Source organism: Sphingomonas sp. GW821-FHT02B09 (genome assembly GCF_059421875.1).
Genome location: NZ_JBWKVV010000001.1, coordinates 949,827 through 963,937, shown reverse-complemented (window position 1 = coordinate 963,937; position 14,111 = coordinate 949,827). Strand labels below are relative to the sequence as shown.

At 66.2% G+C, this 14,111-nt stretch carries 14 protein-coding genes; 9 read left to right on the top strand and 5 right to left on the bottom strand.

The features are described 5' to 3' along the window. Nucleotides 1–132: 132 nt before the first annotated feature. From AC07U4_RS04420 to AC07U4_RS04400, 5 genes are all read left to right on the top strand, one after another. Nucleotides 133–2,394, top strand: a complete 2,262-nt coding sequence (locus tag AC07U4_RS04420; protein ID WP_495194572.1) for a S9 family peptidase — start codon at nucleotides 133–135, stop codon at nucleotides 2,392–2,394. An 83-nt stretch (nucleotides 2,395–2,477) separates the two neighbouring features. Beyond that, entirely contained in the window at nucleotides 2,478–3,194 is a 717-nt protein-coding gene (locus AC07U4_RS04415) for an MgtC/SapB family protein (protein ID WP_495194571.1), read from the top strand. A 63-nt stretch (nucleotides 3,195–3,257) separates the two neighbouring features. Continuing rightward, nucleotides 3,258–4,286 carry an aspartate-semialdehyde dehydrogenase gene (locus tag AC07U4_RS04410; RefSeq protein WP_038660187.1) on the top strand — a complete coding sequence of 343 codons (1,029 nt, stop codon included), beginning with the start codon at nucleotides 3,258–3,260 and terminating at the stop codon, nucleotides 4,284–4,286. A gap of 32 nt (nucleotides 4,287–4,318) precedes the next feature. Continuing rightward, the gene (locus tag AC07U4_RS04405; RefSeq protein WP_495194570.1) at nucleotides 4,319–4,570 is read left to right on the top strand and encodes a FitA-like ribbon-helix-helix domain-containing protein; all 252 of its coding nucleotides are present in this window, start codon (nucleotides 4,319–4,321) and stop codon (nucleotides 4,568–4,570) included. Further along, nucleotides 4,567–4,986, top strand: coding sequence for a type II toxin-antitoxin system VapC family toxin (locus AC07U4_RS04400; RefSeq protein ID WP_495194569.1), 420 nt, complete (start codon nucleotides 4,567–4,569; stop codon nucleotides 4,984–4,986). The genes AC07U4_RS04405 and AC07U4_RS04400 overlap by 4 nt, the downstream gene beginning before the upstream one ends. Here the strand turns inward: AC07U4_RS04400 and AC07U4_RS04395 are convergent. Both AC07U4_RS04395 and AC07U4_RS04390 read right to left on the bottom strand, forming a co-directional pair. Next, a complete protein-coding gene (locus AC07U4_RS04395) occupies nucleotides 4,983–5,606 on the bottom strand; it encodes a YitT family protein (RefSeq protein ID WP_495194568.1) in 624 nt (207 codons plus the stop codon). The genes AC07U4_RS04400 and AC07U4_RS04395 overlap by 4 nt on opposite strands. 99 nt (nucleotides 5,607–5,705) lie before the next feature. Continuing rightward, nucleotides 5,706–5,978, bottom strand: a complete 273-nt coding sequence (locus AC07U4_RS04390) for a hypothetical protein (RefSeq protein WP_495189825.1) — start codon at nucleotides 5,976–5,978, stop codon at nucleotides 5,706–5,708. 192 nt (nucleotides 5,979–6,170) lie between these two features. Between AC07U4_RS04390 and AC07U4_RS04385 the strand changes: the two genes are divergently transcribed. Continuing rightward, nucleotides 6,171–6,932: an alpha/beta fold hydrolase gene (locus AC07U4_RS04385; protein ID WP_495194567.1), complete on the top strand. Its 762-nt coding sequence runs from the start codon at nucleotides 6,171–6,173 to the stop codon at nucleotides 6,930–6,932. Between the two features lie 74 nt (nucleotides 6,933–7,006). Further along, nucleotides 7,007–8,830, top strand: a complete 1,824-nt coding sequence (locus AC07U4_RS04380) for a M2 family metallopeptidase (protein ID WP_495194566.1) — start codon at nucleotides 7,007–7,009, stop codon at nucleotides 8,828–8,830. Nucleotides 8,831–9,064: 234 nt separating this feature from the next. Here AC07U4_RS04380 and AC07U4_RS04375 read toward each other — a convergent pair whose 3' ends face one another. The 3 genes from AC07U4_RS04375 to AC07U4_RS04365 all read right to left on the bottom strand — a co-directional run bounded on the left by AC07U4_RS04375 (nucleotide 9,065) and on the right by AC07U4_RS04365 (nucleotide 11,867). Next, nucleotides 9,065–9,604: a hypothetical protein gene (locus tag AC07U4_RS04375; RefSeq protein ID WP_495194565.1), complete on the bottom strand. Its 540-nt coding sequence runs from the start codon at nucleotides 9,602–9,604 to the stop codon at nucleotides 9,065–9,067. A gap of 81 nt (nucleotides 9,605–9,685) precedes the next feature. Continuing rightward, nucleotides 9,686–11,122 (bottom strand): AMP nucleosidase, encoded by a 1,437-nt coding sequence (locus AC07U4_RS04370; protein ID WP_038660170.1) that lies wholly within the window; start codon nucleotides 11,120–11,122, stop codon nucleotides 9,686–9,688. 265 nt (nucleotides 11,123–11,387) lie between these two features. Next, on the bottom strand, nucleotides 11,388–11,867 hold the full coding sequence (locus AC07U4_RS04365; RefSeq protein ID WP_038660167.1) for a peroxiredoxin: 480 nt from the start codon (nucleotides 11,865–11,867) through the stop codon (nucleotides 11,388–11,390). Nucleotides 11,868–11,988: 121 nt separating this feature from the next. On the opposite strand from AC07U4_RS04365, the gene AC07U4_RS04360 reads away from it, so the two are divergent. Both AC07U4_RS04360 and ahcY read left to right on the top strand, forming a co-directional pair. Beyond that, nucleotides 11,989–12,549 carry a YqgE/AlgH family protein gene (locus AC07U4_RS04360; protein WP_038666475.1) on the top strand — a complete coding sequence of 187 codons (561 nt, stop codon included), beginning with the start codon at nucleotides 11,989–11,991 and terminating at the stop codon, nucleotides 12,547–12,549. Between the two features lie 100 nt (nucleotides 12,550–12,649). After that, entirely contained in the window at nucleotides 12,650–14,071 is a 1,422-nt protein-coding gene (gene ahcY, locus AC07U4_RS04355; protein ID WP_038660164.1) for an adenosylhomocysteinase, read from the top strand. The last annotated feature ends 40 nt before the right edge of the window (nucleotides 14,072–14,111 follow it).

The following is a 14,111-nucleotide window of genomic DNA, read 5'->3' as shown; positions in this document are numbered from 1 at the left end:
CCTTGTCTACCCACTAACTATACCGAAGCGAGTAAAGAGACGGTTTATGCGTCGGTAACCCTGTCTCATTCCGTCTTTACGCGGGCGGGCCGTGCCGTAAGAACGCCAACTCGTTGTTTTTGGAGAAGGTGGATGCGGGGATGGATCGTGGCCTTGGCGCTCGCGTCGGTGGGGAGCGTGGCGATGACCGTTGAGGCGGGGGCGCAGACCGGCGCGACTCGGCCCGCGGTGGCCCCCGAAGGCGGCGCACTGACGCTGGCGCGGGTGTTCGGCAGCCCCGATCTGTCGGGCTCGCAGCCGCGCGGCGTGCGGCTGTCGCCCGACGGGACCCTGCTCACCTTCCTGCGTCCGCGCGCCGACGAGAAGGAGCGCACCGATCTGTGGGCGCGCGACACGCGCACCGGCGCCGAGCGGATGCTGGTCGACAGCAAGAAAGTCGGCAGCGGCGCCGAGCTGAGCGAGGCGGAGAAGATGCAGCGCGAACGCGCGCGGATCGGCGGGTCGAAGGGCATCGTCGCCTATGATTTCTCGCCCGACGGCAAGGCGATCCTCGTGCCGCTCGACGGCGACCTGTATCTGGCGTCGCTCGACGGGCAGGTACGGCGGCTGACGCAGACGCCGGGCGGCGAACTCAATCCGGTCGTGTCGCCGAAGGGCGGCTATGTCAGCTTCGTGCGCGACCAGAATCTGTTCGCGCAGCCGCTCGCCGGTGGCGCGGCACGCGCGGTGACGCAGGGCGGCGGCGGCACGATCCATTTCGGCGAGGCGGAGTTCGTCGCGCAGGAGGAAATGCATCGCACCACCGGCTATTGGTGGTCGCCCGACGAGCGGTTCATCGCGGTCGAGAAGTTCGACGAAGCGCCGGTCCACGTCTTTACCCGCGCATCGATCGGCGCGGCGGGGACCAAGACCTATGAGCAGCGCTATCCCGCGGCGGGAACGCCCAACGTATTGGTCGAGCTGTACGTGATGCGGCCGGACGGATCGGGGCAGGTCAAGGTCGATCTCGGCAGCAACCCCGACATCTATCTGGCGCGGGTCGATTGGACGCCCGACGGCAAGACCCTGCTGGTGCAGCGGCAGAGCCGCGACCAGAAGACGCTCGACATGCTGCGCGTCGACCCGGAGACGGGCAAGGCGAGCGTGCTGTTCACCGAAAAGTCGGGCGCGAAGAGCTGGCTCAATTTGTCGGACGACTATCAGCCGATGAAGGACGGCAGCCTGATCTGGCGTTCCGAGCGCGACGGCTACGGCCATCTCTATCGCTGGACGCCGGGCGGCAAGTGGACGCAGCTGACCAAGGGGCCGTGGGTGGTCACCGGGCTGGTCGGCGTCGACGAGCAGAAGGGGCGGCTGTATTTCACCGGGCTGAAGGACGACGTGCTCGAACAGCATCTCTATGCGGTCGACATCGCCAAACCCAATGCGATCGAACGGCTGACCGAGCGCGGCTGGACCAACAGCGCGACGATGGACAAGGCGGCGAGCCGCTTCATCGTGTCGCGGTCCAATTCCGCACAGCCGACGCAGGTCTATATGGCCGACACCAGCGGCAAGCGGATCGCGTGGATCAACGAGAATGCGGTGGTCGCGGGCCATCCCTATTTCCCGTTCCTCGCGCAGCATCAGCCGACCAAGTTCGGGACGATCAAGGCCACCGACGGCACGACGCTCTATTGGGAGATGATCACGCCGCCGCTCGTCGCCGGGAAGACGTACCCGGTGTTTTTCGAACATTATGGCGGCCCCGGCACCGGCCAGCAGGTGACGCGCGGCTGGCAGGGGGCGCTGCCGCAATATCTGGTCAGCCAGGGCTGGGTCTATTTCAAGATCGACAATCGCGGTTCGTACAATCGCGGTAAGGCGTTCGAGGACCAGATCTATCATGCGATGGGCACGGTCGAGGTCGAGGATCAGCTCGCCGGGGCGAATTACCTGAAGTCGCTGCCGTTCGTCGATGGCGGCAGGATCGCCACTTATGGCTGGTCGTATGGCGGCTATATGTCGCTCAAGATGCTCGAGAAGACGCCGGGGGTCTATGCCGCGGCGGTATCGGGCGCGCCGGTGACCGACTGGCAGCTGTACGACACGCATTACACCGAACGCTATCTCGGCGATCCGGCGAAGGACCCGCAGAGCTATGCGGGTTCGGCGGCGGTCGAGGAGGCGTCGAAGATCCGCGATCCGCTGCTGCTGATCCACGGCATGGCGGACGACAACGTCTTCCTCGACAATTCGACCAAGGTGGCGGCGCGGATGCAGGCGACCGCGACGCCGTTCGAGATGATGTTCTACCCCGGCTATACGCACCGCGTGGCGGGGCCGGGGGTGAGCCAGCATCTGTGGGGGACGATCCTCGAATTCCTCGACCGGAATGTGAAGAACAAGAAATAGGAGCGCGTCATTCCTCCCTCGCTCCGCGGGGGAGGAATGACTGGTGACATGATTTCGTCGTTTCGCCCCGCTACACGAGGCCGATGCGTTTCCTGACCCTCTTCCATCTCTGGCCGTTCCTCGACACGCTCGTCAGCTACGTCACCGCCTTCGTGCTCGGCACCGCGATCGGCGCCGAGCGGCAATATCGCCAGCGCACCGCGGGGCTGCGCACCAATGCGCTGGTCGCGATCGGCGCGGCGGCGTTCGTCGACCTCGGCCAGCGGCTGGGCGGCGATGTCGAGTCGATCCGCATCATCGCCTATGTCGTGTCGGGGATCGGCTTCCTCGGCGCCGGCGTGATCATGAAGGAGGGAATGAACGTCCGCGGGCTCAACACCGCGGCGACCTTGTGGTGTTCGGCGGCGGTCGGTGCGATCGCGGGATCGGACATGGTCGTCGAGGCGGTTCTGCTCACCGTCGTCGTGCTCGCCGCCAACACGCTGCTGCGACCACTGGTCGATGCGATCAACCGCATCCCGCTCGTCGGCCATTCGGTCGAGGCGACCTATACCGTGACGATCACCGTCGATCCGGCGCAGGCGGGGCCGATGGGCGATATGCTCGTCGCGCATCTCGAAAATGCGCAACTGCCCGTCGCCGAGCTGGACAGCGAGGCGCGCGGCGACGATCTGGTCGAGGTGACGGCGACGCTGGTCAGCACCAATGTGCCGGACAAGGAGCTGGACGCGCTGGTCGACCACCTCGCCCGCGTCCACGGCATCGGCCACGCGACGTGGCAGCTCAGCACGCACGATTAGCAAAGCCGATGGACGTGGCCACGCAACCGTATTAGGCGGCGCTGCAACGCAGCGGAGGGTTTCATGGGTTATCGGGTGGTGGTCGCGGGGGCGACGGGCAATGTCGGGCGCGAGATGGTGAACATCCTCGCCGAGCGCGAATTCCCCCTCGACGAGATCGCCGTGCTGGCGTCGAGCCGCAGCCAGGGCGAGCAGATCGAATATGGCGACACCGGCAAGATGCTCAAGGTGCAGAATATCGAGCATTTCGATCCCGCCGGCTGGGACATGGCGCTGTTCGCGATCGGCAGCGAGGCGACCAAGGTCTATGCGCCCAAGTTCGCCGCCGCCGGCTGTACGGTGATCGACAATTCGTCGCTCTACCGGATGGACCCCGACGTCCCGCTGATCGTGCCCGAGGTGAATGCCGCGGCGATCGACGGCTACAAGGCCAGGAACATCATCGCCAACCCGAACTGCTCGACCGCGCAGATGGTGGTGGCGCTCAAGCCGCTGCACGATGCCGCGACGATTACCCGCGTCGTCGTCTCGACCTATCAATCGGTGTCGGGCGCGGGCAAGGTCGGCATGGACGAACTGTTCGAGCAGAGCCGCAACATCTTCGTCGGCGACAGCGCCGAGGCGAAGAAGTTCACCAAGCAGATCGCTTTCAACGTCATCCCCCACATCGACAGCTTCCTCGACGACGGGTCGACCAAGGAAGAGTGGAAGATGGTGGTCGAGACCAAGAAGATCCTCGATTCGAAGATCAAGGTGACCGCGACCTGCGTGCGCGTGCCGGTGTTCGTCGGCCATTCGGAATCGATCAACATCGAATTCGCCAACGAACTGTCCGCCGACGACGCCAAGCGCATCCTGCGCGAGGCGCCCGGCGTCATGCTGATCGATAAGCACGAGGACGGCGGCTATATCACCCCGATCGAGGCGGCGGGCGACGATGCCACCTATGTCAGCCGCGTGCGCGAGGATCCGACGATCGAGAACGGCCTCAACCTGTGGTGCGTCAGCGACAATCTGCGCAAGGGTGCGGCGCTCAACGCGGTGCAGATCGCCGAACTGCTCGGCCGGCGGCACCTCAAGAAGGACGGTTGAGGGGCTGACGGGGCGATGATAGCATCGCCCCTATGGCGCAGGTGCTGATCCGGAACCTCGATGACGCCCTGCTTCGCGACTATCAGCGGGCAGCCGATGGCAACGGGCGGTCGCTCGAAGCCGAGCTGCGCGCGGCGTTGCAGCGGCTGCGGCCAGATGCTGGCGAGGGACATCGTGACGTGCGGGCGAGGCTCGCCGCGATCCGCGCGATGACGCCGGATGTGCCGCGGACGCCGGCCGAGCGGCTCGTCCGCGAGGATCGCGAGGGCTTTCGCGAGGCTTGACCTGGATCGTCGACACCAGCGTCGCCGTCAAATGGGCGGTCGCCGAGGAGAGCGCGGACCTTGCCGCGTCGTTCCTCGGTGGCGATGTGGTAGCACCGGATCTGTTGCGGAGCGAACTTGCCAACGCGCTCTGGAAAAAGGTGCGGCGCAACGAAATCGATGCATTGCAGGCGGTCGCCGGATTCACGGCGATCGAGGATACGCTGACATTTCTAGCGACCGATCGCCTTGCCGCCCGCGCGCTGGATATCGCGCTGGCGATCGCCCACCCGGTGTATGATTGCCTGTATCTGGCGCTGGCGGAATTCACCGGCATGCGAATCCCGACGGCCGACCGCAAGCTGATCGTCAATTGTCAGGGTACGCCCTACGGCAAATGGCTGGTATCGTTGGAGGAGGCCAGCGCCGCGGGCTAATGCCCGATATAGCGCCCCGGTCGGTGCCAGGCGATCAGGATGAGGCTCATCGCGGCGGCGCTGAGCGCCGACCAGGCGAGCTGCGTGCCGGTGATGACCGGCGCGGAGACGGCGAGAATCACCACGTCGATCGCGATCTGCGAGCGGCCGGCGTTCCAGCCGCGGGTGCGTTGCAGCCATAAGGTCAGCACGCCGGTGCCCCCGACGCCGGCCTGATGCCGGGCGAGCGACAATATCCCCATGCCGATCACCGTGCCGCCGACAACCGCGGCGAAGGCGGGGTGGATGTCGACGACGTGGATCGACGCGCGCGCGAGGGCGGACAGACCGGCGATACCGAGATTGACCAGCAACGACTTCACCGCGAAGCGCGCGCCCATCACCTTGTGCGCGAAGGCGAAGAACGGGATGTTGATCAGCGTGAACAGCACGCCCGCGGGCAACGGCACCTTGTAGGAGATCAACAGCGCGATACCGGCGACACCGCCGGTGACGAGACCGGCGGCCTTCAGGAAGATCAGCCCGACGACGATCAGGATACACCCGATCAGCAGAGCATAGGCGTCTTCGGCGACGCTGTGCGGGCGGCCGTGGGAGAAGGCAATGTCGCGGGACTGCATCGGACCTCATGCGTGATGGGTCAGGCGCCTCTCCCGGCGATACCGCTCTCGGGGACGGTATCGTGCGCTATACAGTTTCGGGCGGTGAACGGAAGACGGTCAGATCCGGCGGTGCTTGCCGCCATAGCGATGGCCGACGTAATCGCCGATCCGCGCCATCTCGCGCGCCGCGCCCTGCGTCGCCTCGGAACAGCAGGGCAGGGGATCGCGCTCCGCCTGTGCGGCCCGCATCGCGACGCGGTCGGTCAGTTCCTCGATATCGGCGCGGCTGAGCACGTTCTTCTCGCGCAACAGGCACAACAGGCTCTGGAGGATCACCAGGCTCTCGTCGCCCGCCGGCGTCATGCCGTGGGTTTGCAGACCATTGTCCATCATCGCTCTCCTACAAGCTTTGAAGGCAGAGTATGCCTGTTTCACCCCTTTGGAAAGATCGATTTTCGACGGTCTCGTCCGGCAATCCCGGTGCCCTCCGACCGCACCGGCGGCGATCGAGGCTGGACATCGCGTCGCCCGCAACCCAACGGGTATCGCCATTCCGTATCCGCAGCAGCAGGACCCTAGATCGTGGCCGACTCGCCGACCGACCCGCAGTATTTTGAAAGTTTCGACGGCACCCGCATCGCCTGGCGCGAGCTGGGCGAGGGGCGGCCCGCCGTGCTGATCCATGGCTATTTCTCGACCGCCGAGGTCAATTGGCTGAAATACGGTCATGCCGCCAAGCTCGCCGCGCGCGGCTTCCGGGTCATCATGCCCGACCTGCGCGGCCATGGCCTGAGCGACCGGCCGCATGACGTCGCCGCCTATCCGCCGGACGCGCTGATGCGCGACGGCATGGCGCTGATCGCGCATCTCGGTCTCACCGATTACGATCTTGGCGGCTATTCGCTCGGCGGGCGGACGACGATGCGGATGCTGGTCAATGGCGCGACGCCGCGGCGGGCGGTGATGGCCGGCATGGGACTGACCGGCATCCTCACCACCTCGGGCCGCGGCGACTATTTCCGCAAGGTGCTGACCAACCTCGGAAGTTTCGAGCGCGGCAGCAACGAATGGTTGACCGAGGCCTTCCTCAAGACGACCAAGGGCGATCCCGTCGCGCTGCTCAACGTGCTCGAGACGTTCGTGGATACGCCGCTGGACGCGGTCGAGGCGATCGCCGTGCCGGTCGCGGTCATCACCGGCGCGGAGGACGACGACAACGGTTCGGGTGCGGCACTCGCCGACGCCATCCCGCAGGCGGTCTTTCGCGAGATCCCCGGCGGCCATATGAGCGCGGTCGCCAAGCCCGAACTGGGGCAGGCGATCGCCGACTATCTCGCCGGCTGAGCGATGGCTTGACCCGCGGACGATGACGCGGCCATCCTGACGACAATCACAGGATCGTCAGGGGGTTTCCATCCATGCGTCTCGTTTCCACCGCCGCGCTCGCCGCGGCCCTGTTCGTCATGCCCGCCGCCGCCCAGACCGGCGCCAACACTGGCGCCAGGCCGACCGCGGCGGAGGCCGACGCCTATGTCGCCGCGGTCGAGAAGGAGGCCGCCGACCTCTCGGTGCCGGCGCAGCAGACCGCCTGGGTCAACGCCACCTATATCACCGACGACACCGACGCGCTCGCCGCTAAGTCCGGTGCCGAATTGACCGAGAAGGCGGTGCAATGGGCGAAGGGCGCGGCGCGGTTCAACGGCGTGTCCGGCGTGTCGTTCGACACGCGGCGCAAGCTCGACCTGATCAAGAACGGTGTCGGCCTGCCCGCGCCGACCACGCCGGGCGCCGCCACCGAACTCGCCACGCTGACCACGCGGATGTCGTCGAGCTACGGCAAGGGCAAGGGCACGCTCGACGGCAAGCCGATCAACGGCTCCGATATCGAGGCGGCGATGGGCACGTCGCGCGATCCCGCCAAGCTCAAGGAAATGTGGGTCAGCTGGAACGACAATGTCGGCGCGCCGATGCGCAAGGACTATACGCGGATGACCGCGATCTCCAATGCCGGTGCCAAGGAACTGGGCTTCGGCGACGTCGGCGCGATGTGGCGCTCGGGCTATGACATGACGCCCGCGCAGTTCGAGACGCTGACCGACCAGATCTGGAAGGAGGTCGAGCCGCTCTATTTGTCGCTGCACACCTATGTCCGCTGGAAGCTCAACGCGAAATACGGCGATGCGGTGCAGCCGAAGACGGGGCCGATCCGCAGCGACTTGCTCGGCAATATGTGGGCGCAGGAATGGGGCAATATCTACGACATCGTCGCGCCTAAGGGGGCGGGCGACGTCGGCTACGACACCGGCGAACTGCTTACCGCCAAGGGCTATGATCCCGTGCGGATGGTGAAACAGGGCGAGGCCTTCTATTCGTCGCTCGGCTTCGCGCCGCTGCCCAAAACCTTCTGGGAGCGGTCGCAGATCGTCAAGCCGGCCGACCGCGAGGTGATCTGCCACGCCTCCGCCTGGGATATCGACAATGCCGACGATATCCGCATCAAGATGTGCACCAAGGTGAACGGCGACGACTTCGTCACCATCCACCACGAACTCGGCCACAATTACTATCAGCGGGCGTACAAGGCGCAGCCCTATCTTTACAGGAACGGCGCCAACGACGGCTTCCACGAGGCGATCGGCGATACCGTCGCGCTGTCGATCACGCCCGATTACCTCGTCAAGATCGGCCTGCTCGCGCCGGCGCAGGTGCCGAGCGCGGACAAGGACATCGGTCTGCTGCTGCGTCAGGCGATGGACAAGGTGGCGTTCCTGCCGTTCGGCCTGCTGGTCGACAAATGGCGCTGGGACGTCTTCTCGGGCAGGATCGGCAGCGGCGATTACCAGAAGGGCTGGGATGCGCTGCGCCTGCGCTATCAGGGGATCACGCCGCCGGTGGCGCGCGACGAGAGCAAATTCGACGCCGGCGCCAAATATCATATCCCGGCGACGGTGCCCTATACGCGCTACTTCCTCGCGCGGGTGCTCCAGTTCCAGTTCTACAAGGCGGCGTGCGATCAGGCCGGCTGGAAGGGACCGCTGCACCGCTGTTCCTTCTACGACAACAAGGCGGTGGGGACGAAGCTCAACGCGATGCTGGCGATGGGCCAGTCGAAGCCATGGCCGGATGCGCTGCAGGTGATGACCGGATCGCGGCAGATGTCTGGCAAGGCGCTCGTCGACTATTTCGCGCCGCTGAAAACGTGGCTCGACCAGCAAAACAAGGGCAAGCCGTCGGGCTGGTGAGGGACAAGGGTTCTTCGCCCCTGCAAGAGCAGGGCTGTCGCATATGAGCGATCGGAATGTTGCAACTGCGCCTACATCACCGTCATGCCGGACTTGATCCGGCATCCCGCTTCTTCTCGCCCTCAAAAGAAGCGGGACCCCGGCGCAAGGCCGGGGTGACGGAGCGGGGTTGGCCACCCGCATACTCGGACCCTCGTTCGCGATAGCCCTCCCCCGCAAAGGGGAGGAATCGGGTCAAGTCTTGTCCGGGATCGTATTCTCGTCGGCGATGCCGGCTTCAAACGACTTGGAGGCGTCCTCGCCCGCCGGGCCGTGCGCCTTCTTGCCGTCCTTGGGCGTGCTGCCGCGCAACGACAGCAGCGCCGCCGCCGCCACCGCGCCGACCGTCGCGACGCCTGCACCGATCGCGGCGATACCCCATTTGCTGGTGCCGTCGGACTCGCGCTTCTTGGCGGCGGGCTTCTTCGTCGCGGCGCGGGGCGTGGCGCGCTTGGTCGACCGGGGCTTCACCGTCTTGGCGGCGGCGGAGACCGCGCCTTCGGCCTTGGTCACCGCGGCCTTGGCGCGGCGCGTCGTCTTGGCGGCGGCGTCGCTCACCGCAGTCTCGACCTTCTCGACCGCCGAGGGTTCGGCTGGCTTGGCACGCGGTCCGCGCGGCTTTGCCGGAGCCTTGGTCGCCGCCGCTCGGGTCGTGGTCGTCTTGCGCGGCGCACGGCGGCGCGGCGTCACCGCGGGCGTGTCGGACTTCGGCGTGTCGTCGGTTTCATCGGCCACGGCAGCAACTCCCTGATTGGTTCGCAAGCGTAACGCATTAGCCCGGGTTGGTTTCCGAGTCCGCTGACGACCCTGCTCGACTCAGCGGAACGGCGGCTCGTCGAAGGCGCGGAGCTTGCGGCTGTGCAGCTTGGCGCCTTCGAGGCGAAGCTGTTCGCAGGTCTCGATGCCGATCCGCATATGCTCGCTGATCGCCCGCTCGTAGAAGCGGTTGGCCTGACCGGGCAGCTTGAGTTCGCCGTGGAGCGGCTTGTCCGAAACGCAGAGCAACGTGCCGTAGGGCACGCGGAAGCGATAGCCCTGTGCCGCGATCGTCGCCGACTCCATGTCGATGCCGACCGCACGGCTGAGCGAGAAGCGCAACGCCGAGGCGGAATAGCGCAGCTCCCAGTTGCGATCGTCGGTGGTGACGATCGTGCCGGTGCGCAGCCGGCGCTTGAGTTCCTCGCCCGACTGGCCGCTGACGATCTCCGATGCGCGGGCGAGGGCCTGCTGCACCTCGGCGATCGCCGGTACGGGGATCTCGGGCGGCAAGACGTCGTCGAGGACGTGGTCGTCGCGCAGATAGGCATGGGCGAGGACATAGTCGCCGATCCGCTGGGACGGGCGCAGGCCGCCGCAATGGCCGATCATCAGCCACGCCTCGGGGCGCATCACCGCGAGATGGTCGCAGATCGTCTTGGCGTTGGACGGGCCGACGCCGATGTTGACGAGCGTGATGCCGGTGCGATCGTCCGCCATGAGGTGATAGGCGGGCATCTGGTGCCGCCGCCACGCGCTGTCGTTGACCAGTTTGTCGACGTCGCCGGGATGGTCGATGACGATATTGCCGGCGCCGGACAGCGCGGTGAAGCGGCTTTCCGGCCCGAGCTGCGACGCGCCCCAGCGGACGAATTCGTCGACATAGCGGTGGTAGTTGGTGAACAGCACGAAGCGCTGCGTATGTTCCGACGGCGTCCCCATATAATGGCGCAGCCGCGCGAGGCTGAAGTCGGTGCGCAAGGCGTCGAACAGCGCGAGCGGGCGCGTGCCGCCGTCCGAGATCCACAGGCCGTCGGCGATCTCGTCGCCGATATGCGCGAGCTCGGTGGCGGGGAAGTGACGCGACAATTCGGTCGCCGAGACGGTGTCGAGGCTCAGCGCATGACCCGGATCGAGGACATAGGGGAAGGGGATTTCCTGCCGGCCCGGCACCGCCTCGACCTCGACGTCATAATCCTCGAGCAGCAGCGTCAGCTGTTCGGTGAGATAGTCGGCGAACAGCGCCGGCTTGGTGACGCTGATCGTATAGTCGCCGGGCGAGACGAGCCGGCCGAACGAGCGCAGCGGCGCCGGTCGGTCGCCGACGCTGGCGTAGCGCAAATGGATGACGGGATAGGCGAACGACCCGTCGACCCGGCTTTCGGGCGAGGGCGGCGTACCGTCGGTCAGATAGGCGTTGAGTGCGGTCTGCAACCGTTCGACGGAGGCGCGGTAGAGGGTGTCGAGGTCGGCGACGATCCGGGATGCGAGTGTCATCCCGGATGGTTACGCGGCGGTGGTGACGCTGGCAAGACAATGGCATGCCCGCAGGCCCTCCCCCTTGGGGGCAGGCAGTCGCCTATGAGCGTCAGAGTGGTTCGGACGCATTCCAAACCCGATCCGTCACCCCGGACTTGATCCGGGGTCCCGCTTCTTCGGGCGGTGCCGAGAAGCGGGATGCCGGATAAAGTCCGGCATGACGGAGATATCAGGGCAGGTGCGATAACCCTCGCTGCCCCCTTTGCGGGGGAGGACGATGGGGTCAGAGTTCGCCGAGCAGATATTCCGCGCTGCTCACCTTGAACTCGCCGGGGGCCTCGACGTGGAGCTGCTTCACGACGCCATCCTCGACCAGCATCGTGTAGCGCTGGCTGCGCTTGCCCATCGCGAACTTGCTGCCGTCCATCGTCAGGCCGATCGCCTCGGCGAAATCGGCGTTGCCGTCGGCGAGCATCGTGATGCCCTCCGCATTCGCAGACTTCGCCCAGGCGCCCATCACGAAGGGGTCGTTGACCGAGATGCAGGCGATCTCGTCGATGCCCTTGGCGGCCAGTTCCTCGCGCTTGTCGACGAAGCCGGGCAGGTGCTTGGCCGAACAGGTCGGGGTGAAGGCGCCGGGCACGGCGAACAGCGCGACGGTGCGGCCGTCGAACAGCGCGTTGGTCGTGATCTGGTCCGGGCCATCGGAGGTGACCTTGGTCAGGGTGGCGGCCGGTATCTTGTCGCCGACGGTGATCGTCATCTTGGGTCTCCGATGCTGGAATGCGGGTGGTCGCCGGACGGCGCCACGCCGCGGGAGGTCGGGCATGACGGCGTTGATTTCAAGCATGGCAGAAGCCGTGGCGCAGCTTATGTTCGCCGCGATGCACTATCGACCCTTCCTTGCCGGCCAGTTCCTTCTCGCGATGCCGGGTATGCGCGACCCCAGCTTCGACCATGCGGTGATCGCGATGTGCGCGCACGACGCCGACGGCGCGATCGGCATCGGCGTCGGCGCGACGATCGAGGGGCTGAGCCTGCACGACCTGCTCGACCAGTTCGAGATTCCGCACGGCGTCGCGCCCGACGCGCCGGTGCATTTCGGCGGCCCGGTCGATCCGCGGCGCGGCTTCGTCGTCCATTCGAGCGACTGGAGCGGACAGGATACGATCGACGTCGCCGGCCGCTGGTCGCTGTCGAGCACCGTCGACGTGCTGCGCGCGATCGCCGAGGGCAGCGGTCCGACGCGCTATCTCGTCGCGCTCGGCTATGCCGGCTGGGGCGACGGGCAGCTCGAAGGCGAGCTGACCCGGCCGGGCTGGTTCCATGTCGCCGGCGACGAGGATCTGCTGTTCGACACCCCCGCCGGACGGCGCTGGACCGCGGCCTTCGGCAAGGCGGGGATCGACGCGCGACTGCTCGTCCCCGACGCCGGCACCGCCTGACCGCGCCGCGGCCGACGACATATAAAGATATCTTTATATTTGATCCGCGCGGCCGGAGCGGCTAAGGGGCCGGCATCCATCTTCTTCAGGAGCATGACACGTGGCTACTGCGCTCGCGGTCGAACAGAACGATTACGTCATCAAGGACATCGGCCTCGCCGATTTCGGCCGCGCCGAGATCCGCATCGCCGAGACCGAGATGCCCGGCCTGATGGCGCTGCGCGACGAGTTCGGCGCGAGCCAGCCGCTCAAGGGCGCGCGCATCACCGGTTCGCTGCACATGACCATCCAGACCGCGGTGCTGATCGAGACGCTGACCGCGCTCGGCGCCGACGTGCGCTGGGCGACCTGCAACATCTTCTCGACGCAGGACCATGCCGCCGCCGCGATCGCCGCGACCGGCGTGCCGGTGTTCGCGGTGAAGGGCGAGAGCCTGGCCGAATATTGGGATTATGTCGGCGACATCTTCTCGTGGGATCGTGACGTCGAGGGCCAGACCGCCAACATCATCCTCGACGACGGCGGCGACGCCACGATGTTCGCGCTCTGGGGTGCGAAGCTCGAGGCCGGCGCGACGCTCGGCGAGCCCGAGAATGAAGAAGAGGTCGAGTTCCAGCGCGCGCTCAAGGCGTTCATCGCCAAGAAGCCGGGCTATCTGACCGAGACGGTCAAGAACCTGAAGGGCGTGTCCGAAGAGACGACGACCGGTGTCCACCGCCTGTACGAGATCGCCAAGAAGGGCGAGCTGCCGTTCCCGGCGATCAACGTCAACGACAGCGTCACCAAGTCGAAGTTCGACAACCTCTACGGCTGCAAGGAATCGCTGGTCGACGCTATCCGTCGCGCCACCGACGTGATGCTCGCCGGCAAGGTCGCCGCCGTCGCCGGTTTCGGTGACGTCGGCAAGGGCTCGGCGCAGTCGCTGCGCAACGGCGGCGCCCGCGTCATGGTCACCGAGATCGATCCGATCTGCGCGCTGCAGGCGGCGATGGAGGGCTTCGAGGTCGTGACGATGGACGAGGCGGTCAAGCGCGCCGACATCTTCGTCACCGCGACCGGCAACGCCGACGTCATCACCGCCGATCACATGAAGGCGATGAAGCCGATGTCGATCGTCTGCAACATCGGCCATTTCGACAGCGAGATCCAGATCGCCGCGCTGTCGAATTACAAGTGGAGCGAAGTGAAGCCGGGCACCGACCTGGTTGAATTTCCCGACGGCAAGCAGATCATCGTCCTCGCCAAGGGCCGCCTGGTCAACCTCGGCTGCGCGACCGGCCACCCGTCGTTCGTGATGAGCGCGAGCTTCACCAACCAGACGCTCGCGCAGATCGAGCTGTGGACCGCGGGCGAGAAGTACAAGAACGAAGTGTACGTCCTGCCCAAGCATCTCGACGAAAAGGTGGCCGCGCTCCACCTCGAGAAACTCGGCGTCAAGCTGTCGAAGCTGTCCGAGAAGCAGGCGAGCTACATCGGCGTGCCGGTCGAGGGGCCGTTCAAGCCGGATCATTATCGCTATTGATCGTCCGCGATCGTGGTGGGAAGGGGCGGTGCCGAAAGGC

What these genes read in the sequence shown, in the direction of transcription:
- AC07U4_RS04410 (WP_038660187.1), top strand. Translation starts at nt 3,258, where the DNA reads ATGGGTTATCGGGTGGTGGTCGCGGGGGCGACGGGCAATGTCGGGCGC.
- AC07U4_RS04405 (WP_495194570.1), top strand. Translation starts at nt 4,319, where the DNA reads ATGGCGCAGGTGCTGATCCGGAACCTCGATGACGCCCTGCTTCGCGAC.
- AC07U4_RS04415 (WP_495194571.1), top strand. Translation starts at nt 2,478, where the DNA reads ATGCGTTTCCTGACCCTCTTCCATCTCTGGCCGTTCCTCGACACGCTC.
- AC07U4_RS04395 (WP_495194568.1), bottom strand. Translation starts at nt 5,606, where the DNA reads ATGCAGTCCCGCGACATTGCCTTCTCCCACGGCCGCCCGCACAGCGTC.
- AC07U4_RS04380 (WP_495194566.1), top strand. Translation starts at nt 7,007, where the DNA reads ATGCGTCTCGTTTCCACCGCCGCGCTCGCCGCGGCCCTGTTCGTCATG.
- AC07U4_RS04360 (WP_038666475.1), top strand. Translation starts at nt 11,989, where the DNA reads ATGCACTATCGACCCTTCCTTGCCGGCCAGTTCCTTCTCGCGATGCCG.
- AC07U4_RS04420 (WP_495194572.1), top strand. Translation starts at nt 133, where the DNA reads ATGCGGGGATGGATCGTGGCCTTGGCGCTCGCGTCGGTGGGGAGCGTG.
- AC07U4_RS04370 (WP_038660170.1), bottom strand. Translation starts at nt 11,122, where the DNA reads ATGACACTCGCATCCCGGATCGTCGCCGACCTCGACACCCTCTACCGC.
- AC07U4_RS04390 (WP_495189825.1), bottom strand. Translation starts at nt 5,978, where the DNA reads ATGGACAATGGTCTGCAAACCCACGGCATGACGCCGGCGGGCGACGAG.
- AC07U4_RS04365 (WP_038660167.1), bottom strand. Translation starts at nt 11,867, where the DNA reads ATGACGATCACCGTCGGCGACAAGATACCGGCCGCCACCCTGACCAAG.